Origin of the sequence: Thiomonas intermedia (assembly GCF_002028405.1) — a bacterium.
Taxonomy (GTDB): domain Bacteria; phylum Pseudomonadota; class Gammaproteobacteria; order Burkholderiales; family Burkholderiaceae_C; genus Thiomonas; species Thiomonas intermedia.
In genome coordinates, this window is record NZ_CP020046.1 from 2,522,330 (window position 1) to 2,541,253 (window position 18,924).

The 18,924-nt window shown below is 62.1% G+C and carries 20 protein-coding genes; 8 read left to right on the forward strand and 12 right to left on the reverse strand.

Features of this window, described 5'->3' with window-relative positions:
- Positions 1-9 precede the first annotated feature (9 nt).
- The 3 genes from soxX (at position 10) to pbpG (ending at position 4,027) form a co-directional block, all read left to right on the forward strand.
- Positions 10-660, forward strand: coding sequence for a sulfur oxidation c-type cytochrome SoxX (gene soxX, locus BVH73_RS11840; RefSeq protein WP_079418920.1), 651 nt, complete (start codon positions 10-12; stop codon positions 658-660).
- A gap of 85 nt (positions 661-745) precedes the next feature.
- A complete protein-coding gene (gene soxB, locus BVH73_RS11845; protein ID WP_079418922.1) occupies positions 746-2,485 on the forward strand; it encodes a thiosulfohydrolase SoxB in 1,740 nt (579 codons plus the stop codon).
- 192 nt (positions 2,486-2,677) lie between these two features.
- Positions 2,678-4,027 carry a D-alanyl-D-alanine endopeptidase gene (gene pbpG / locus BVH73_RS11850; protein WP_245800334.1) on the forward strand — a complete coding sequence of 450 codons (1,350 nt, stop codon included), beginning with the start codon at positions 2,678-2,680 and terminating at the stop codon, positions 4,025-4,027.
- Between the two features lie 106 nt (positions 4,028-4,133).
- On the opposite strand, the gene BVH73_RS11855 is transcribed toward pbpG, so the two are convergent.
- Positions 4,134-4,940, reverse strand: coding sequence for an IclR family transcriptional regulator (locus tag BVH73_RS11855; protein WP_079418926.1), 807 nt, complete (start codon positions 4,938-4,940; stop codon positions 4,134-4,136).
- A 117-nt stretch (positions 4,941-5,057) separates the two neighbouring features.
- Here BVH73_RS11855 and BVH73_RS11860 point away from each other — a divergent pair, with 117 nt between their 5' ends.
- On the forward strand, positions 5,058-5,789 hold the full coding sequence (locus BVH73_RS11860; protein ID WP_079418928.1) for a (Fe-S)-binding protein: 732 nt from the start codon (positions 5,058-5,060) through the stop codon (positions 5,787-5,789).
- A gap of 2 nt (positions 5,790-5,791) precedes the next feature.
- Positions 5,792-7,213 (forward strand): LutB/LldF family L-lactate oxidation iron-sulfur protein, encoded by a 1,422-nt coding sequence (locus BVH73_RS11865; protein ID WP_079418930.1) that lies wholly within the window; start codon positions 5,792-5,794, stop codon positions 7,211-7,213.
- Positions 7,214-7,225: 12 nt separating this feature from the next.
- On the opposite strand, the gene BVH73_RS11870 is transcribed toward BVH73_RS11865, so the two are convergent.
- Both BVH73_RS11870 and aat read right to left on the reverse strand, forming a co-directional pair.
- Positions 7,226-7,981, reverse strand: coding sequence for an arginyltransferase (locus BVH73_RS11870; RefSeq protein ID WP_079418932.1), 756 nt, complete (start codon positions 7,979-7,981; stop codon positions 7,226-7,228).
- Complete coding sequence (gene aat, locus BVH73_RS11875) at positions 7,978-8,721, reverse strand: leucyl/phenylalanyl-tRNA--protein transferase (RefSeq protein ID WP_079418934.1); 744 nt, start codon at positions 8,719-8,721, stop codon at positions 7,978-7,980. Before aat ends, BVH73_RS11870 begins: the two co-directional genes overlap by 4 nt.
- Positions 8,722-8,745: 24 nt before the next feature.
- Between aat and BVH73_RS11880 the strand changes: the two genes are divergently transcribed.
- Positions 8,746-9,273: a gamma carbonic anhydrase family protein gene (locus BVH73_RS11880; RefSeq protein ID WP_079418936.1), complete on the forward strand. Its 528-nt coding sequence runs from the start codon at positions 8,746-8,748 to the stop codon at positions 9,271-9,273.
- A complete protein-coding gene (hslO, locus tag BVH73_RS11885) occupies positions 9,270-10,211 on the forward strand; it encodes an Hsp33 family molecular chaperone HslO (protein ID WP_079418938.1) in 942 nt (313 codons plus the stop codon). Before BVH73_RS11880 ends, hslO begins: the two co-directional genes overlap by 4 nt.
- Here hslO and ftsB read toward each other — a convergent pair.
- The 9 genes from ftsB to BVH73_RS11930 form a co-directional block, all read right to left on the reverse strand.
- Positions 10,205-10,561, reverse strand: coding sequence for a cell division protein FtsB (gene ftsB / locus BVH73_RS11890; RefSeq protein ID WP_079418940.1), 357 nt, complete (start codon positions 10,559-10,561; stop codon positions 10,205-10,207). The two genes, hslO and ftsB, sit on opposite strands and share 7 nt — an antisense overlap.
- Before the next feature lie 24 nt (positions 10,562-10,585).
- Positions 10,586-11,869: a phosphopyruvate hydratase gene (gene eno, locus BVH73_RS11895; protein WP_079418942.1), complete on the reverse strand. Its 1,284-nt coding sequence runs from the start codon at positions 11,867-11,869 to the stop codon at positions 10,586-10,588.
- 71 nt (positions 11,870-11,940) lie between these two features.
- On the reverse strand, positions 11,941-12,228 hold the full coding sequence (locus tag BVH73_RS11900; RefSeq protein ID WP_079418944.1) for a DUF1330 domain-containing protein: 288 nt from the start codon (positions 12,226-12,228) through the stop codon (positions 11,941-11,943).
- A 6-nt stretch (positions 12,229-12,234) separates the two neighbouring features.
- Positions 12,235-13,101 (reverse strand): 3-deoxy-8-phosphooctulonate synthase, encoded by an 867-nt coding sequence (gene kdsA / locus BVH73_RS11905; protein WP_079418946.1) that lies wholly within the window; start codon positions 13,099-13,101, stop codon positions 12,235-12,237.
- A 15-nt stretch (positions 13,102-13,116) separates the two neighbouring features.
- Positions 13,117-14,766, reverse strand: coding sequence for a CTP synthase (locus BVH73_RS11910; protein WP_079418948.1), 1,650 nt, complete (start codon positions 14,764-14,766; stop codon positions 13,117-13,119).
- A 28-nt stretch (positions 14,767-14,794) separates the two neighbouring features.
- Positions 14,795-15,649, reverse strand: coding sequence for an alpha/beta fold hydrolase (locus tag BVH73_RS11915; protein WP_425444122.1), 855 nt, complete (start codon positions 15,647-15,649; stop codon positions 14,795-14,797).
- Between the two features lie 16 nt (positions 15,650-15,665).
- A complete protein-coding gene (locus BVH73_RS11920; protein ID WP_079418952.1) occupies positions 15,666-16,115 on the reverse strand; it encodes a GatB/YqeY domain-containing protein in 450 nt (149 codons plus the stop codon).
- 103 nt (positions 16,116-16,218) lie between these two features.
- On the reverse strand, positions 16,219-16,431 hold the full coding sequence (rpsU, locus tag BVH73_RS11925; RefSeq protein WP_013106552.1) for a 30S ribosomal protein S21: 213 nt from the start codon (positions 16,429-16,431) through the stop codon (positions 16,219-16,221).
- A 204-nt stretch (positions 16,432-16,635) separates the two neighbouring features.
- Positions 16,636-17,880: a BaiN/RdsA family NAD(P)/FAD-dependent oxidoreductase gene (locus tag BVH73_RS11930; RefSeq protein ID WP_079418954.1), complete on the reverse strand. Its 1,245-nt coding sequence runs from the start codon at positions 17,878-17,880 to the stop codon at positions 16,636-16,638.
- Between BVH73_RS11930 and tsaD the strand changes: the two genes are divergently transcribed.
- Positions 17,879-18,907 carry a tRNA (adenosine(37)-N6)-threonylcarbamoyltransferase complex transferase subunit TsaD gene (gene tsaD / locus BVH73_RS11935; RefSeq protein ID WP_079418956.1) on the forward strand — a complete coding sequence of 343 codons (1,029 nt, stop codon included), beginning with the start codon at positions 17,879-17,881 and terminating at the stop codon, positions 18,905-18,907. The genes BVH73_RS11930 and tsaD overlap by 2 nt on opposite strands.
- The last annotated feature ends 17 nt before the right edge of the window (positions 18,908-18,924 follow it).

An 18,924-nucleotide genomic window follows, 5' to 3' on the forward strand; every position in this document is an offset into this window, starting at 1 on the left:
GGAGACAACATGAAAAGAACCACTTTGTTCGTACTCATGACGGCAGCAGCCGGAGTTCTTGGCGGCTGTGCGGGCATGAATCAATCCGCCTCCACGAGCGGCAATCCTTTCGAAACCGCATCGTTCCAAAGCGTCCTGAAAAACGATTTTGCACCGAAGGGCCAAGCCAAACTCGACCGACTGGTGCAGACCAAGCAGCAATACGAGTGCTCCAAGTACGAGTATCTGGGCAAGCCGGTGCCAGCAGATGTCAGCAAAAAGCTGGAATCCGAAGCGATGGCAGGCATTGTCTATCCGAAGGATGGCAAGTTTCTGGGTGACTGGAAGGCTGGCCTGAAGATTGCTCAGGACGGTAAGGGCATGCAGTGGAGCGACGATCCCTCCAAGCCGAGCGGTGGTAACTGCCTGGCCTGTCATGAGATGGTCAAGAACGATCCTTCTCAGGGCAATATCGGTCCCTCGCTGGTGGATTACGGCAAGTTGCGCGGTAACAGTGAAGCGATCCTGAAGTACACCTGGGGTCGGATCTATGACTCTGCCGGTTTCAATGCCTGCAGCTGGATGCCGTCTTTTGGCGCACACAAGATCCTGACCGAGCAGCAGATGAAGGATGTCATGGCGCTTCTGATGGATCCGAAGTCGCCCGTCAACGCGAACTAATAATAAAAAAGCTTCAATTTGAGTGGCGCCCGCCTGATCGCTATGGATTTGGCGGGCTTTTTATTTTTTTGAAGAGGATATTTGAATGAGCCTGACCCGTCGTGAATTTATGGGCGTATTGGCGGCTGCTGCGGCCACTGGTTTTCCCATGACCCGCGAGGCAACTGCCGCGGAAGTCAAAAGCCTGTATAACCCGCCCAAGACTGGCAATGTGCATTTTTTGCACATGACGGATAGTCACGCGCATTTGCGCCCTGTTTATTTCCGCGAGCCGAATGTGAATATCGGAATCGCTGGTATGGATGGGCACCTGCCTCACCTGGTCGGTACGAACTACCTCAAGCGCGTGGGCTTCAAGCCCAATACCCGCGAGTCATACGGCTTCACCTATCTGGATTTCGAGCGCGCGGCCAAACAGTACGGCAAGATGGGCGGATACGCTCATATCGCGACCCTGGTCAAGCAGCTGAAGGCTTCGCGTCCCGGTGCCTTGCTTCTCGATGGTGGAGATACCTGGCAAGGTACGGCTCTGTCGCTGTGGACCAAGGGTCAGGACATGGTCGACGCGCAGCTGAAGCTTGGTGTGGACGTGATGACAGCCCACTGGGAGTTCACCTACGGCCAGGATCGCGTGAAAGAGATTATCGAAAAGGATTTCAAGGGCAAGATCGATTTTGTCGCTCAGAACGTCAAGACCAATGACTTCGGCGACCCGGTGTTCCCCAACTATGTGATGAAGCAGATGAATGGCGTTCAAGTCGCCATCATTGGCCAGGCTTTTCCCTACACCCCTATCGCCAATCCTGGCTATCTGATCCCCGACTGGACCTTCGGCATCGACACCGATCATATGCAGAAGGTGGTCAAGGAGGTCAAGCAGAAGGGCGCTCAGCTGGTCGTGGTCATCTCGCACAACGGAATGGACGTCGACCGCAAGATGGCCACTTTGGTCGAAGGGATTGACTGCATCTTCGGTGGCCATACGCACGATGGCGAGGCGGTCGCTGTAGAGATCCGTCGTCCGTCTGGTGGCATGACCCTGGTCACCAATGCAGGCTCTCACGGCAAGTTCATGGGCGTGATGGACTTTGACGTCCGTGGCGGCAAGATGGTCGGCTACAAGTACAAGTTGCTGCCCGTGTTCTCCGAGCTGCTGCCGGCGGATCCCGACATGGAAGCCTTGATTGCCAAGGTGCGCGCACCGTACGAAAGCAAACTGACCGAAGTGCTGGCGCACACCGAAGGCGTGCTGTATCGCCGAGGCAACTTCAACGGAACCTGGGATCAGCTGGTCGTCGATGCCATGCTGGCCGTTCGCGGCGGCGATCTGGCGTTCTCCCCGGGTTTCCGTTGGGGCGGAAGTCTTCTTCCTGGAGCGCCGATCACGCGCGAGGACATGATGACGCAGCTGGCCATCACCTACCCGTACTGCACCTTGTCCGAGATGACGGGCGAGACGGTCAAGAACGTGATGGAAGACGTCTGCGACAACCTGTTCAATCCCGATCCCTATTACCAGCAGGGCGGCGACATGGTGCGCCTTGGCGCGCTCGAGTACAGCTGCGCGCCGAAGGAGAAGATCGGTAACCGTATTCAGGACATGCGCCTGGGCGGCAAGCCGATCGACCCGAAGAAGACCTACAAGGTCGCGGGTTGGGCGCCCGTGCAGCAAGCCAGCGCGACGCCGGACAATCCCCCAATCTGGGACATCGTCGAGGAGTACCTGAAGCACCAGAAGGTGATCAAGCCCCTCAAGGTGAACGAGCCCAAGCTCATCGGCGTCAAGGGCAATCCGGGTCTGTCGAATTACAGCAAGATGGCCTGATCTCAGACAGTTGCCCACCCCAGCAATCGGCCCGCTTCCCATGCGGGCCGATTGCATTGGTCGGTCCTTTGTCAGTCCTCGCTCGCAACATACTTCTTCACTTGAAAAACAAAAGCCAAGTTTTTGATCTTGCTAGTTATTGAGGCCTTTGATAGGCTAGTCGCATTCTTATTATCTTGTCTCGCTGGCGCCATGCAGTTGCCCCATTCTCGTGTTGTGTTGTCCTGGTCGGGTCTCCTGCTCGCGGTACTTTTTGCGTTCTCGATGACGTCCCTGCCGGCGATTGCGGCATCGAGCTCCGAGTCAATACGTTCGGTGGATCAGACCCGATCCCAGAAAAAACCGACTCAGCCGACGCGACAAGCGCGTCAGGCCAAAGGCGATAAGTCCAACGTCAAAGCAAGCACGGCGCGGAAGGTGATCGTCAGGCCGGTTCGTCCCGTGCGTAAGGCCGGGCGCCCCGCCGTCGTGAAAAAGGCGGCGGCCGCGAAACGGGTCGTAGCCATTCGGCGCGACAAGGCTTCCCGTGGGGCGAGAAGCGCGGAGACCTCTCGTACTGTGACGGCAAAGCGTCCGGATCCACAGATTTTGAAGACCGCACTCGTTTCAGGCGCCGCATCCTCTGTGGTGCGGGCGACCGATAAGTTGCAGGTTTCCGCCGCTTCGACGGCAGCAAACGACGACCCGCTGGCTCTTCGTTCGGGCTCGGCCTTGGTCGTCGACGAGGGAACGGGGCGTGTGCTCCTCAGCAAAAATGCCGATACGGCGCGACCGATCGCTTCGCTCACCAAACTGATGACGGCTGCGGTCATTCTCGACGCGCATCAGCCCATGGACCAGGTCATCGAGATTACGGATGCCGACATCGATACCTTGAAATGGAGTTCGTCACGTTTGCGCCCGGGCACAAAACTCACGCGGGAAGAACTGCTCAAGCTGGCGCTCATGTCCTCCGAGAATCGCGCCGCGCATGCGCTGGCGCGCAACTATCCTGGGGGCCTGGCGGCTTTCATTCCTGCCATGAATGCCAAGGCGCGTGCTCTGGGAATGAACGCAACGCGCTACGTTGAGCCAACGGGTCTATCGCCACAGAACGAGTCGACCGCGCATGACCTCGCTTTGCTGGTGAAGGCCGCCTATCACTACCCATTGATCCGGGACTTCTCCACGCATCCCGAGAGCGAGGTGGATGTGGGGCAAAGAACCTTGCAGTTCCGCAATACCGACCATCTGGTCTTCAATCGGGGCTGGGACATCCTGCTGCAAAAGACCGGCTACATCAACGAGGCCGGACATTGCCTGGTGTTGCAAACCAAGTTCGAAGGACGGCGAGTGATCGTGGTGCTGCTGGACGCCTGGGGCAAATACTCACATTTTGGCGATGCTCAACGCATCCGCAACTGGCTGGAAGCCAAAGGCTTTGACGCCTTGCACGATCCGGGGGTTCGTACCGGGGCCGTGGCTGATCGCGTCGAGGACCATCCGAATCTGGTGCGCACCGCCTTCGTGGAAAAAGCCTCGCCCGCCAGTTTGGGCGAATGATTTTCTGAGGTCTGGCGGCCGTCTTCGGGGGGGGGACGACTGATCTTGCGGTAAGCCCAGCACTGATGGGCACGTCAATACCACTCCCCAACGCCAGATCACCCTCCTAGCGTCGTAAACCCTTATGGCCCAGCGAGGCGGAAATGCGTTGGGCGGTCAACTGAACCTTCTCGAGCCAGTCTTCCATCAGGCGGTCTGCCGGAGCGGAGAGCGAAAGGCCAGCCACCAGATCGCCCGTGTCGTCGTAGATGCCGGCTGCCATGCAGCGTACGCCCAGCTCGAGTTCCTCGTTGTCGCGAGCAAACCCATCGTGACGGACTTTTCCTAATTCGCGTTCCAACTGCTGTGGCTGGGTGATGCTGTTGCGCGTCTGACCGGCGAGTCCGGTGCGCAGAATGTAGGCCTTGACACGGGTCATATCGTCGGCCGCCAGGAAGAGTTTGCCCACAGAAGTCAGGTGCAAAGGCGCACGGCCACCGACGGAGCGGATCACCTGCATGCCCGATTGTTCGCTGAAGGTGCGTTCGATGTAGACAATCTCGTCGCCCTGCCGCACGCTCAAATTGACGGGCTGATGCGTCAGGCGGTGAAGCTCGCGCATGGGCCCGAGCGCGGCGTCTCGCACGCTCAGACGGGCTTTGACCAGATTGCCATATTCGAGCAGGCGCATGCCCAGGCGGTATGTCCCCGCATCGACCCGCTCGACCATGCGGCCCACGACCAGATCATTGAGGATGCGATGCGCGGTGGAAGGGTGCAGCCCAGTCGCGGCGCCGATGTCCTTGAGTTGCATCGGATCGGGGTTCTGCGCCAGGACGTCCAGAAGCGCAAAAGCGCGCCCCAGCACCTGAATGGCGGGCTCGGCTGGCGTGGTGAGCGGCTCGGACTTTCGGGAGACAGAAGAATGCTGCATCGCAGAAATTTTATATGTTGGAATCGACTTTTGTATATCGGAAAAAACGTGCGGCCCGACCGTTCTGTCCCGACCGGGCGTCAGCCAGCCACAAGGCAGCCCGTTGATAATGCGGCCATGAAAAAGCGCGTTGGACTCTTCATAACCTGTCTTGCCGATGTCATGCGGCCCAGCATTCCCATGGCCGCCGTGGAACTGCTGGAGGCCGCTCACTTCGAGGTACATGCACCCATGGCGCAGACCTGCTGTGGCCAGCCGGCTTACAACTCGGGAGATCGCCGAACGATCCTGGCGCTTGCAGAGAAGTTTCTCGATGAGTTCGAGGCGTTCGACTATGTGGTTGCTCCTTCGGGGTCTTGCATGGGCACCATCAAGACTCACTATCCCGATGTGCTCAAAGACCAGCCCGATCTGCTGCGACGTTTCGCCGCTCTTCAGCCTCGGCTGTTCGAGCTGACCGATTTTCTGGTGCGTATTGCCAAGTTGGCCGAGGTGCCGGGTCGATTCGAGGGCGACGTGACCTATCACGATTCGTGCTCGGGCCTGCGCGAATTGGGCATCAAGCAACAGCCGCGGCAATTGTTGGCACTCGTGCCCGGGCTCAGTCTGAGCGAGATGGCGCAGTGCGAGCAATGCTGTGGTTTCGGCGGCACCTTCGCCGTCAAGTATGGCAATATCTCGGCCGCCATTGCCGATGACAAGTGTGCCAGCATCAAGGCCACCCAGGCCCGTGCGGTGGTTCTGGGCGACCTGGGCTGCATGCTACAGATTGAAGGGCGGTTGCGGCGGCAGGGCGACAACACAACGCAGGTGCTTCACATCGCTGAAGTACTGACAGGGAAGCGCTGAGCATGGAATCACAGACTCTGCATTTCAAGGCGCGCTCGGGCCAGAAGCTGGCCGATCAGCGTTTGCAGCAAAACCTCAAGAAGCTCTCGACCAAGTTCGTGACGGGCCGGGCGGCCGCGATCGCCGCGCTGGACGGCTTCGAGCAGATCCGCGACGCCGCGGTCAATCGTCGCAATGTTGCCTTGAAGACGCTCGATGTCTGGCTGGAGCGGTTCGAAGCCGAGGCGCAACGCCGCGGCACCACTGTGCTATGGGCGCAAACCCCGCAGGACGCTGCCGATCTTGTGGTACAGATCGCCCGACACCACGGTTGCAAGCAGGCCATCAAATCCAAGTCCATGGTCTCGGAAGAGATGGGGCTGAATGCGGCACTTGAGGCTGCTGCGATTCAGGTGACGGAGACGGATCTGGGCGAGTACATCCTGCAGATCAACGGCAACGAACCTCCCTCGCACATCATCGCGCCCGTGGTGCACAAGGACAAAGAGGAGATCGCCGATCTGTTCGCGCGCACTCACCACACGGCCCGCAAGACCGATATTCCCGAGATGACCCGTGAGGCCCGCGAGGTGCTGAGGGCGAAGTTTCTGTCGGCCGACATGGGGATCACTGGCGGCAATTTCGTGGTGGCCGAAACCGGTTCCGTCGCCCTGGTCACCAATGAGGGCAATGAGGGCATGTGCACCATTCTGCCTCGGGTGCATGTCGCGGTGACCGGCGTGGAAAAGGTCTTGCCGACCCTGGAGGATCTGGCCGCGGTGATGCGTCTGCTGCCTCGCTCAGCCACGGGACAGACCATCAGCAATTACTTCTCCGTGCTGACCGGGCCACGCCGCCCCGGCGACCGTGACGGGCCGGAGCATATGTATGTGGTGCTGCTCGATGGCGGGCGCACGAGTCTGGTCGGTGGTGCATTCGCCGAGATGTTGCGTTGCATTCGCTGCGGGGCTTGCATGAATCATTGCCCTGTCTACCAGAAGATCGGCGGTCATACTTACGGCTGGGTGTACCCGGGTCCGATGGGTTCGGTCCTGACGCCCAGTTACCAGGGGCTGGAGAGCACGCAAGATTTGCCTCAGGCGGCCACTTTGTGTGGGCAGTGTGAAGTGGTGTGCCCGATGAAAATTCCGCTGCCCGATCTGCTGCGCAAAATGCGCGAGCAGCAGTTGGAGCGCGGTATGCGCCCGGGCCTGGAACGCTGGGCCTTGCGCATCTGGAGCTATGCCGCCCGCCATCCCTGGCTGTACCGGCCCGGTGCCCGGCTGGCTTCGCGGCTTCTGCGCTTGCTGGGCGGAGAGCGCGGGCGCGTGCATCATCTCGCAGGCGCCTCGGGGTGGACGTCGTATCGTGATCTGTCCACGCCGTCTCAGGCGACGTTCAAACAGCAGTTCGCGCAACGCGCCAAAGAGAGATCTCTGGCATGAAAGCCGGACGCTTCAGGCGCTGGTTTCAAGCGGATTGAACCAGCGACCTTCCTTGTGAATTTCAAACGGTGTGAAATTGGATTTGTAAGCCATCTTGCGGCTGTGGGCGATCCAGTAGCCGAGGTAGACATGGGGCAACTGCATGGCGCGCGCCTGTTCGATCTGCCAGAGGATGTTGTAGGTGCCGTAGCTGCTTGCGGTGTCTGCCGTTTCGAAAAAGGTGTAGACCGCGGAAAGCCCGTCTGAGAGCACATCCACCACCGAAACCATCTTGAGTGCGCCGAGCGCCTCGCCGGCTGGCGCGGGGGCACGGAACTCCACCAGGCGGGTGTTCACCCGGCTTTGCAACAGAAACTGGGCGTATTGGTCGATGCTGTCATGATCCATGCCGCCGCCGGTGTGACGGGCGGCCTGATAGCGTAGATAGAGCTGATAGTGCTCCGGGATAAAGCCGAGTTTGAGCACGCGTACCGTCAGATCACCATGCCGCTTCCACACTCTTTGCTGCGTGCGGTTGGCCGAAAACTGTGAAGCGAGAATGCGGATGGGCAGGCAGGCCTGGCAATCCTCGCACTGCGGCCGATAGGTGAACAGGCCGCTGCGGCGAAACCCGGCACGCACCAGGTCGGAGTAGACGTCGGCGTTGATCAGATGGCTTGGTGTGGCCACCTGCGAACGTGCCATGCGTCCCGGCAGGTAGCTGCACGGGTAGCTTGCCGTGGCGTAGAACTGCAGGGTCGTGAGCGGGAGCTCTTTGGGATGGGTCACAGCCAGCGCGCGCAGTCGGTGAGAAAGGTCGATCCATCATACTGCCAGCCCGGCACAGGCGGTTGGCGGGTGGCCTTGGAGACGTGGCGCAAAAAGCCATCGCGCGGGATCGGTGTCGCGCCCATCTGCGCCAGATACTCGGTCTGCTGCTGGCAGTCGATCAGGCCGATGCCCTGGCGCAGGCAAAACCCGCAAAGCGCCATCAGCAGCGTTTTCGAACCATCGGAGACCTGAGTGAACATCGACTCACCATAGAACATGCGGCCGATGCTCACGCCATACAGACCGGCGCGCAGGGCGTCGTTCTCCCATAGCTCGAAGCTGTGGGCCAGGCCGCGAGCGTGCAGCGCACCATAGGCCTGCAGCATTTCGGGGGTGATCCAGGTGCCTTCGGCGGCACGCAGGGCACCGCACTGCCGCATGACCTGCTCGAACGCCGAGTCGATCCGAAAATGCCACCCTTGCGCGCGGGCGAATCGCCGGGCCGATTGCTTGAGAGACCGCGTGACGTGCAATTGTTCGGGCTGCAGCACCATGCGTGGATCGGTGCTCCACCACAGCAGGGGTTCACCTGGGCTGGACCACGGGAAAATCCCCTGACGATAGGCGCGTTCCAGCGTCTCGGCATCGAGTCGGCCCCCAGCGGCAAGCAGGCCAGGGAACGGCGACAATGACGGCAGGGCCTGCGCAGCGGGCGGAAAATCGTCACCCGGTTCCAGCCGGGCAATTTGCCAGTTCATGACCCATGTCTGGAGTTTTTCATCATGTCAATTTACCAATATGGCGCTTGGCGGCCCGAAATCGCGGCCGATGCCTATGTGGCGCCGGGGGCGCACGTCATGGGCAAGGTGCGATTGTTGTCACGAGCCAGTGTCTGGTTTGCGGCAGTGCTGCGTGGTGACAACGAGCCCATCGAAATCGGCGAGGAGGCCAATGTGCAGGACGGCGCTGTACTCCACACCGACCCGGGCTATCCGCTCACCGTGGGCGCGCGCGTGACCATCGGGCATCAGGCCATGCTGCATGGGTGCACCCTGGGCGAAGGCAGCCTCATCGGGATTGGCGCGGTGGTCTTGAATGGCGCGGAGATCGGCCGCAATTGTCTGGTCGGCGCGGGCGCGCTGGTGACCGAAGGGAAGGTGTTCCCCGACGGTGTGCTGATTCTGGGTACGCCCGCGCGCGTGGCGCGCGAATTGACGCCGCAAGCCATCGCCGCCCTGCAAGTCAACGCCCAACACTATGTCGAGCGCGCGCAGCGCTTTGCCCAAGACCTTCAACTGATACATCCATGAGCGATCAACTCGTCAAATTCATGCTGGGCACGGGCCATGTGCGCGGTGTCCTTGTCCGCCTTGAGTCCACCTGGGCCGAACTGCAGAAGCGCCGCACCTATCCCGGCGAAGTCGCCGCGCTGGTCGGACAGATGGCGGCGGCCAGCACTTTGCTGGCGGGCAGTCTGAAGTTCGACGGCGCGCTGATTCTGCAGATCCAGGGCGACGGCCCCCTGAAGCTTGCCGTCGCCGAGTGCCAGCCCGATTTCGGCCTTCGGGCTACCGCCAAAATGGCAGACGATGTGCAGGGCGATGCGCCGCTGCCGAAGGAATTGGGCGCGCTGGTCAATGGGCAGGGGAAGGGACGCTGCGCCATCACGCTCGATCCGCGCAACCCCGAGTCGGGTTTGCAGCCCTATCAAGGCATCGTGGCCCTGACCGATGCACAGGGGCAGACCTTGCCCACGCTGGCTGCCATGCTCGAGCAGTATCTTGCGCAATCGGAACAGATCGACTCGCTGCTTCTGCTGGCCAGCAACGATCAAGCCGTGTGCGGCCTGCTGCTGCAGCGCATGCCCGGGACGTCGCAAAGTCCGGAGGACGTCGAGCGAGCCGACGAGGACTTTCAACGCGCCCGTCATCTGGCCGCGACCCTGTCGTCCGATGAGTTGTTGCAGCATGCACCCGAGGAGATTCTCAGACGGCTGTTCTGGGAAGAGGACGCAAGGGTTTTCGAACCGCAGACTCCGCGTTTTCATTGCACTTGCTCGCGCGAAAGGGTTGCGGGCATGCTGCGGATGTTGGGGCGCGACGAGGTCGAGTCGATTCTCGCCGATCAGGGCGAAGTGGATGTGCGCTGCGAATTCTGCGGACAGGGTTACGCCTTCGATGTCATCGATGCGGCGCAGGTGTTCGTCAACACCCTGGCCCAACCGCCAGTGACATCAAAGCGTCACTGATGGGCCGAAACGGCAGGCGTGGCCGACGATGGGCCCGCTGACGTTGCCGACTGGCGGGGGGCTGCGTTCGCAGTTCCCGCTGGCGACACGATTTGAACGAAGATTTCATCGGGTTTGACCATGCCCATCTCCCGCCGAGCCTGGTCTTGCACCCCACCGAGTCCGGCCTTCAGATCCTGCACTTCTCCGGCCAGGCGATCATTGTCCTGCTGGGCCAGCGCATTGGCCTGTTCCTGCTGACCCAGTTGATTTTCCAGCCGCTGAACGGCATACCACCCCCGTTCGCCGAACCACAGCGGCCACTGCAGCAGCAACAGCAGACTCACGAGCAGGACGGTGACCCAGCGCATGGTGATTGGCCGCGCGTCAAGCGATCAGCGCAGGTTGTAGAACACGTCGCGGCCGAGGAAGCGGGCGGTCTCGCCCAGGTTTTCCTCGATGCGCAGCAACTGGTTGTACTTGGCGATGCGATCGCTGCGCGAGAGCGAGCCGGTCTTGATCTGTCCCGAGTTGGTGGCCACGGCAATGTCGGCGATGATGCTGTCTTCGGTTTCGCCGGAGCGGTGGGACACCACGGCGGTCCAGCCCGCACGCTTGGCCATCTCGATGGCGGCGAAAGTCTCGGTCAGGGTGCCGATCTGGTTCACCTTGATCAGGATGGAATTGGCCAGTTTGTCGGCAATGCCGTTTTTCAGAATGGAGGTATTCGTGACGAAAATGTCGTCGCCCACCAGCTGAACCTTCTTGCCCAGGCGGCTGTTGAGCAGCTTCCAGCCGTCCCAGTCTTGTTCGGCGAGGCCGTCTTCGATGGACACGATGGGGTACTTGCCCAGCCAGTTGTCGTAGAAGTCGACCATCTCCTCGCTGGAGAGCACCAGGCCTTCGCCTTCGAGGTGATACTTGCCGTCCTTGTAGAACTCGCTCGAAGCCGGGTCGAGGGCGATGGCGACCTGTTCGCCAGGGCGATAGCCCGCCTTTTCGATGGCCTCGACGATGAGCTGCAACGCAGCTTCATGGTTGGCCACGTTGGGCGCGAAACCGCCTTCGTCGCCCACCGTGGTCGGCAGGCCGCGATCATGCAGGATGCCCTTGAGCGCATGGAACACCTCGGCGCCGTAGCGCAGGGCCTCGTGGAAGCTGGGCGCGCCCACCGGCATGATCATGAACTCCTGCATGTCCAGGCTGTTGTTGGCGTGGGCCCCGCCGTTGATCACGTTCATCATCGGCACTGGCAGTTCGCGCGCGGCAAAACCGCCCAGGTACTGGTAGATCGGCATGCCGGCTTCTTCGGCCGCTGCCTTGGCCACGGCCATGCTGACGGCCAGGATGGCATTGGCGCCCAGACGCGATTTGTTGTGCGTGCCGTCGAGGTCGATCAGGGTCTGGTCGAGGAAGGTCTGCTCCGTGGCGTCCAGGCCCATCACCGCTTCGGTGATCTCGGTGTTGATGTGTTCGACCGCGCGCAGCACCCCTTTGCCGCCGAAGCGCGACTTGTCGCCGTCGCGCAGTTCCATGGCTTCGCGCGTGCCGGTGGACGCACCGGACGGAACGGCGGCGCGGCCAATGAACCCAGTCTCCAGCACCACGTCGCATTCGACAGTGGGATTGCCGCGGCTGTCGAGGATTTCGCGGGCGGTGAGGTCAACGATGGCACTCATGAAAGCTCCTGTTCGGGGAAGTGTGAAAGAAGAGGAAGGGAATTCGGGATGGGGTTGTGCGTGGCCACGGCCTAGAGGCCCTGGACGGCAATCATGCGCATGGAGGCCGCCCCCTCGCGCGCCTGCCTTGCCAAGTGGTACTCGGCGCTGTCGTAGAAGGCGCGCGCAGCCGCCCTATCGGGAAACTTGAGCAGCACGATGCGGCTGGGCGACCAGTCGCCTTCGAGCACCTCCACGGCGCCGCCACGAATGCAGATCTCCGCACCATGCGCAGCGATGGCTCTGGACGACAGCACCTTGTACTGCTCGTACTGCTGCGGGTCGGTCACGTCGACGTGGGCGATGATGTAGGCGCTCATGTGGATTCAGATGAATTGGGTTTCGAGGAAGCCGCGGCGTTTGACGGCGGCGTCGAGGTCCTTGAGGCTTTCGAGCAGGGCGCGCATGTGGTGCAGCGGCACGGCGTTGGGGCCATCGCTGAGCGCCTTGGAGGGATCGGGGTGGGTTTCCATGAACACCCCGCTGACGCCCGCGGCCACCGCGGCGCGGGCCAACACGGGCACGAATTCACGCTGTCCGCCTGAGCTCGTGCCTTGCCCGCCGGGCAACTGCACCGAATGGGTGGCGTCGAACACCACCGGGCTCTGCGTTTCGCGCATGATGGCCAGCGCGCGCATATCAGAGACCAGATTGTTGTAGCCAAAGCTCACGCCACGCTCGCAGGCCATGAACAAGGTGTCGGGATGTCCGGCCTGCGCCGCGGCCGCACGTGCCTTGGCGATGACGTTTTTCATATCGCCCGGCGCAAGAAACTGGCCCTTCTTGATGTTCACCGGTTTGCCCAGGCTGCTGACCGCGTGGATGAAATCGGTCTGACGGCAGAGAAAGGCCGGGGTCTGCAGCACGTCGACCACTTCGGCTACGCGCGGGGCCTCTTCGGCGGTATGCACATCGGTGATCACCGGCACGCCGATGTCGCGCCGCACCTTGGCCAGAATCTCCAGTCCCTGCTCCATGCCCGGCCCACGGAAAGAGGCGCCACTGGAGCGGTTGGCCTTGTCGTAGCTGGATTTGAAAATCAGCGGAATGTCGAGCGAGCGGCAGATGTCGCGCAGCTGTCCCGCCACGTCCATCTGCAACTGTTCGGACTCGACCACGCAAGGGCCGCTGATGAGGAAGAACGGCTGATCGAGGCCGACCGGGAATCCGCAGAGTTTCTGAGCGTTGGACATGGCGTGAGGTTCGGGTCAGGCTTGGGCGGAATGGCGCTGCAGGGCGGCCTGGACAAAGGCGGTGAACAGCGGGTGGCCGCCCCAAGGGGTCGATTTGAATTCCGGGTGGAACTGCACGCCGACGAACCAGGGGTGCACGGCCTGTGGCAACTCGACGATTTCGGTGAGGTGCTCGCGCTGCGTGATGGCGGAGATGACCAGCCCCGCTTTTTGCAGGTTGGCCAGATAGTGCTCGTTGGCCTCGTAGCGATGGCGATGGCGCTCGGTCACCACATTGCCGTAGATGCCGTGAGCGAGCGTGTCCGGCTTCACATCGGAGCTTTGGGCGCCAAGTCGCATGGTGCCGCCGAGATCGGACCCGGCGTGACGCTTCTGCACACTGCCGTCGCGGTCGAGCCATTCGTCGATCAGCGCGATGACGGGCTGGGGCGTGTCCGGATCGAACTCGGTGCTGTTGGCTTGCGGCAGCCCGGCGACGTGCCGGGCGAATTCGATGGTGGCCACCTGCATGCCCAGGCAGATGCCCAGGTAGGGAATGCGGTGTTCGCGGGCATATTGGGCGGCAAGAATCTTGCCTTCGATGCCGCGTTTGCCGAATCCGCCGGGCACCAGCACCGCGTCAAAACCATCGAGCTGGGTGATGTTGCCCGGCTCGAGAGCTTCCGAGTCGAGGTAGGTGATCTCGACGCGCGAACGGGTCTTGATGCCCGCGTGCCGCAAGGCTTCGTTGAGCGATTTGTAGGAGTCGGACAGGTCGACGTATTTGCCCACCATGGCGATGCGCACGGCGTGCTGCGGGTGCTCGAGCGCCTGCACCAGATCGTCCCAGACCTTGAGGTTGGCCGCAGGCGCACTCAGGCCCAGCTTGTCGCAGAGAATGTCGTCGAGATGCTGCTGATGCAGCATCTGCGGGATCTTGTAGATCGTGTCCACGTCCCACACCGAGATCACCGCGTCTTCACGCACGTTCGAGAACATGGAGATCTTGGCGCGCTCGTCATCGGGAATCGGGCGGTCGGCGCGGCAGAGCAGGGCGTCGGGCGAGATGCCGATCTCCCGCAGCTTCTGCACGCTGTGCTGGGTGGGCTTGGTCTTGAGCTCGCCAGCGGCCGGAATATAGGGTACGAGGGTGAGGTGCACGAAAGCACAGTCACCTCGCTTCATGCGCAGACTCATCTGCCGTGCGGCTTCGAGGAAGGGCAGGGATTCGATGTCGCCCACCGTGCCGCCGATCTCGACCATGGCGACATCCACCGCGTCGGCCGTGCCGTCGCCGGCACCACGACGGATGAAGTCCTGGATCTCGTTGGTGATGTGCGGAATGACCTGCACCGTCTTGCCGAGATACTCGCCGCGACGTTCCTTGCGCAGCACGCTGTCGTAGATCTGACCGGTGGTGAAGTTGTTCACCCGGCGCATGCGGGTGGTGATGAAACGCTCGTAATGTCCCAGATCCAGATCGGTCTCGGCGCCGTCTTCGGTGACGAAGACCTCGCCGTGCTGGAAGGGGCTCATCGTTCCCGGATCGACGTTGATGTAGGGATCGAGTTTGATGAGGGTGACTTTGAGGCCGCGCGACTCGAGAATCGCAGCGAGAGATGCGGACGAGATGCCCTTGCCTAAGCTGGACACCACTCCGCCGGTGACGAACACATATTTGGTCATAGCCGCGACGAATGCCGGTAAAAGTGCATTATAGGGAGCAGGTTTTGAGACTTGAATGACAGGGGCCGGTGGCGACCCCTTCGTAGGCTTGTTCGATGAGCCGCGCGGTTTCACGCGGCGACTCGAACGGAAACAGATGGGAACCGTCGATCCACTGCAGGCGATTGCGCGCCAGCCGCGCCGTAGCCCCCAGGCCAGCCATGCGGATTTCGCGTGACGAACGTCCGCCAATGAAACTCACCGGGACGGGAAACGGCCGGCGCGCAAGGGCGCCAAGCTGGTGGGGCAGGGTCTTGTAGATCCGGTATTCGATCTCGCGCTGGAAGGCCAAGGCCCGGCCCTGGGCATCGGCCGAGGTGCCAAAGGCCGAATAATCGCCAAGCATGTCAGGATCCCACTGCCGAAAGGCGGCCTTCGACGCGAAATGCGCGCGCACAGCCTCAAGATCGGGCCACTGGGTGCGCCGGCGCTTGGCCGCGGCTGCGGGCGAGAAACGCTCGCCCAGCCCCGTCCGCTTGGACAGCCAGAGCAAGCGCGCACGCCAACCGGCCACCACAGGAGAGTCGAGCAGAATGACTTGCCGAGTCAATTCGGGGTGTGCGTGTGCCGCCATGAGGCTGAGGTAGTCGCCGAGCGAGTGCCCCACCAGCACGGCAGGCTCGCCGCGACAGTCGTGCTTGATGAAATCGATGAGTTGTTGCGCCAGCGGCTTCCAGCCGTCGCGTACGGGATAACGGATGTCGTGCCCATAGAGTGGCACGGCCCGAACGCGAAACGCCGGGTCCAGCGCCTGGAACAGCTTGCGATAGACCGGGGCCGGAAAGCCGTTGGCGTGGGAAAACACCAACAAGGGTCGGGGCATGACGTCGGAAGAGGCGTTCACGGCGTCGTACCGGGACTCAGGCGCCGCTGAGCAAAGCTTTGGCGCGTGCCGCGGCCAGCGCCATATCGGCGCGGCCTGCGAGCTGCGCCTTGAGCGGCCCCATGAGTTTGCCCAGATCCTGTGGGCCCTTGGCGCCGGTTTGTTCCATCAAGATCCGAATTTCGGCATCGATGGCGTCGGCATCCAGCCGCTGCGGAAGGTAGAGCTCCAGAACGCCGATCTCGGCGGTTTCCTTGTCGACCAGATCCTGGCGTCCCGCGGTTGCGAACTGGGCAATGGCGTCGCGTCGCTGCTTGATCATCTTGTCGATGATCGCCACGATGGCGGCATCGTCCAGCACGACGCGCTCGTCGACTTCCTTTTGCTTCATCGCTGCCATCAGCAGGCGAATGGTGCCCAGCAGCGGTGCGTCCTTGGCCCGCATGGCGGCCTTCATGTCATCCTGAATACGGTCTTTGATTGTCATGGTCGGTCCAATGCAAAAAGCCCGCTGCGATGGCGGGCTGTTCGGTACGCGATCCGCAGGGGGCGCTGAACGGGAGTGAAGTCAGCGCGCCACGCAGGGTGTATCAGTACTTGCGCTCGGGCAGCGTCTGGCTGCGAATGCGCTTGTAATGGCGTTTGACCGCCGCAGCCTTCTTGCGTTTGCGCTCGGCAGTCGGCTTTTCGTAGAACTCGCGGGCGCGCAACTCGGTGAGAAGGCCGAGTTTTTCGATGGTGCGCTTGAAGCGACGCAGAGCGACGTCGAACGGCTCGTTTTCTTTAACGCGAATGGTGGTCATTGATGAACTTGAATCAAGTGTAGGCAGGCCAGGCGGTATTTCATGCGGTGTTTTCGTGCCAGCCAGGCGCACCATGCGCGCATTGCAGGGGGAAAACTCTGGACTGCAGGGGTCAAACTCGGGCGGCCTGCCGCATCGAGGGGTAAAACCTGAAGATTATATGCGCAAAATTCAAGCCGGACAAATGCCACTCGTCAAGCGCGCTCACAGCGCCTGCGCACAGGCTGCGGCCGAGCTCCAGGCCCATTGAAAGTTGTAGCCGCCGAGCCAGCCGGTCACGTCGACCACTTCACCGATGAAATGCAACCCGGGGACGTTCAGCGCCATCAGGGTGGAGGACGAGAGGGCCCGTGTGTCGACGCCGCCGGCGGTGACCTCGGCTTTGCGCCAGCCTAACGTGCCGCTGGGGCGCACGGGCCAAGTGTGCCAATGCTGCCAGAGCGCACGCAAGGCCTTGTCGCTGAAATCGGCCATGCGACGATCCGAGTCGCCGGTCTGTGCGCACAGTGCATGCGCGAGCCGTTGTGGCAGGTGCTGGCCGAGTTCTCCAGCGAGGGTGCGGCGATTGCCCTGTTTGGATTGAATCCATGCAGACTCGGTGAGCCTGCGCATGAGATCGATGCGCAGGGCGTTGCCTGGTTGCCAGTAGCTCGAAGTTTGCAGGATCGCCGGGCCGCTGAGTCCGCGGTGCGTGAACAGCAGGTCTTCCCGGAATCGGGCGGTGCGATGCTCGTGATCCGTCTCGATATCAACTTCGAGCGAGACGCCGCTCAGATCGGCAAAGGGTGCCCACTGCGCTGGATCGAACGCCAGCGGCACCAGGGCGGGTCGTGGAGGCACGATCGGCAGGCCGAATTGCTCGGCGAGCCGATAGCCAAACGGGCTGGCGCCAATTTGCGGTATCGATAGGCCTCCAGTGGCAACGACCAGGGCTTGCGCACTCACCCAACCCTTGACCGTGCGCACGCGAAAGCCGGGCGCGGCGGCCTCGACGGCTTCCACCGCACAGGGTTGCCAATGCGTCACCTGACCGGCGGCGCATTCGTCGAGCAGGGCGGAAATGAGCTGTTCCGCCGAGTCGTCGCAGAACAATTGCCCCTTGTGTTTCTCGTGAAAGGGGATGCGATGTTTCTGCAGCAGCGTCACGATGTCTTGCGGCTTGTATCGCGACAGGGCCGATTTGCAGAAGTGCGGGTTGTCGGAGAGAAAATTTTCTGGCTGCGTGTGGAGGTTGGTGAAGTTGCAACGGCCTCCACCCGAGATGCGGATTTTCTCGGCCACCTTGGGCCAGTGATCGAGCAGCAGTATGCGCCTCCCGCGTTGGCCGGCGAGCGCAGCGCAGAGCAGGCCCGCGGCACCGGCGCCGATGACGATGGCATCAAAGCGTTGCGATGGCGGCGACGAGCTCGCGGGGCGGGGCGGGGAGGGGGAGGCTAGACTGCCGGTCATGCTGGTTCTTGGAATTGAAACGTCGTGCGACGAAACCGCCGCCGCACTGTACGACACCGAAGCGGGGTTGCTGGGTCACGCCCTGCATTCGCAGGTCGACATGCACCAGGCCTATGGTGGCGTGGTGCCTGAGCTCGCCTCGCGCGACCATATCCGCCGCCTACTCCCCCTGACGGATCTCGCGCTCAAGCAGGCGGGCGTGCGCCTGGAGCGGGTGGACGCGATTGCCTACACCCGCGGACCCGGGCTGGCCGGAGCGCTGCTGGTCGGTGCGGGGGTGGCCTCGGCGCTGGGTATGGCGCTGGGCAAGCCCTTGATCGGAGTGCATCATCTGGAGGGGCATTTATTGTCCCCGTTGCTGTCGAAGCAACCGCCCGGGTTTCCCTTTCTGGCCTTGTTGGTGTCGGGCGGGCACACCATGTTGCTCGATGTCGAGGCGTTCGGCCAATACACCTTGCTGGGCGAGACAGTCGATGATGCGGCAGGCGAGGCTTTCGACAAATCCGCGAAATTGCTGGGCCTGGGCTATCCAGGCGGGCCGGAGCTTGCCCGGCTGGCCGCTTTTGGCAACCCAGCCGCATTCGACCTGCCAAGACCCAAGATGCACAGTCCCGATCTGGATTTTTCGTTCGCGGGTCTGAAGACAGCGGTGCTGACCAAGGTGAGAAACCTGGGGTCGAATCTGTGCGAGCAGGCCAGGGCCGACCTCGCCGCTGCCGCGCAAGAGGCGATCACCGACGTGTTGGTGCACAAAACGGCGCGCGCGCAGCAGGTGACACGAAGGCGTTCCGTGGTCGTGGCGGGTGGCGTGGGGGCCAACCGGCAGTTGCGCGAGAAGCTCGAAGCGGTCTTTTCGGCGCGCGGTGTGGCCTTGTTTTTCCCAGAACTCGAATGGTGCACCGACAACGGCGCGATGATCGCGCTGGCCGGCGCCTTGCGTCTGAAAGCTCATCCGCAAGCGGCTCGCGCGGCCGGGGCATTCGACGTTCTGCCGAGATGGGATCTGACGCAGGCCGGTTCGGCCTGAGCGGTCAGAAAGCGCGA

Bases quoted from the DNA above. Each gene is read 5' to 3' on its own strand.
- soxX (WP_079418920.1), top strand. From the start codon at position 10: ATGAAAAGAACCACTTTGTTCGTACTCATGACGGCAGCAGCCGGAGTT.
- soxB (WP_079418922.1), top strand. From the start codon at position 746: ATGAGCCTGACCCGTCGTGAATTTATGGGCGTATTGGCGGCTGCTGCG.
- pbpG (WP_245800334.1), top strand. From the start codon at position 2,678: ATGCAGTTGCCCCATTCTCGTGTTGTGTTGTCCTGGTCGGGTCTCCTG.
- BVH73_RS11855 (WP_079418926.1), bottom strand. From the start codon at position 4,940: ATGCAGCATTCTTCTGTCTCCCGAAAGTCCGAGCCGCTCACCACGCCA.
- BVH73_RS11860 (WP_079418928.1), top strand. From the start codon at position 5,058: ATGAAAAAGCGCGTTGGACTCTTCATAACCTGTCTTGCCGATGTCATG.
- BVH73_RS11865 (WP_079418930.1), top strand. From the start codon at position 5,792: ATGGAATCACAGACTCTGCATTTCAAGGCGCGCTCGGGCCAGAAGCTG.
- aat (WP_079418934.1), bottom strand. From the start codon at position 8,721: ATGAACTGGCAAATTGCCCGGCTGGAACCGGGTGACGATTTTCCGCCC.
- BVH73_RS11880 (WP_079418936.1), top strand. From the start codon at position 8,746: ATGTCAATTTACCAATATGGCGCTTGGCGGCCCGAAATCGCGGCCGAT.
- hslO (WP_079418938.1), top strand. From the start codon at position 9,270: ATGAGCGATCAACTCGTCAAATTCATGCTGGGCACGGGCCATGTGCGC.
- ftsB (WP_079418940.1), bottom strand. From the start codon at position 10,561: ATGCGCTGGGTCACCGTCCTGCTCGTGAGTCTGCTGTTGCTGCTGCAG.
- eno (WP_079418942.1), bottom strand. From the start codon at position 11,869: ATGAGTGCCATCGTTGACCTCACCGCCCGCGAAATCCTCGACAGCCGC.
- BVH73_RS11900 (WP_079418944.1), bottom strand. From the start codon at position 12,228: ATGAGCGCCTACATCATCGCCCACGTCGACGTGACCGACCCGCAGCAG.
- kdsA (WP_079418946.1), bottom strand. From the start codon at position 13,101: ATGTCCAACGCTCAGAAACTCTGCGGATTCCCGGTCGGCCTCGATCAG.
- BVH73_RS11910 (WP_079418948.1), bottom strand. From the start codon at position 14,766: ATGACCAAATATGTGTTCGTCACCGGCGGAGTGGTGTCCAGCTTAGGC.
- BVH73_RS11920 (WP_079418952.1), bottom strand. From the start codon at position 16,115: ATGACAATCAAAGACCGTATTCAGGATGACATGAAGGCCGCCATGCGG.
- rpsU (WP_013106552.1), bottom strand. From the start codon at position 16,431: ATGACCACCATTCGCGTTAAAGAAAACGAGCCGTTCGACGTCGCTCTG.
- tsaD (WP_079418956.1), top strand. From the start codon at position 17,879: ATGCTGGTTCTTGGAATTGAAACGTCGTGCGACGAAACCGCCGCCGCA.
- BVH73_RS11930 (WP_079418954.1), bottom strand. From the start codon at position 17,880: ATGACCGGCAGTCTAGCCTCCCCCTCCCCGCCCCGCCCCGCGAGCTCG.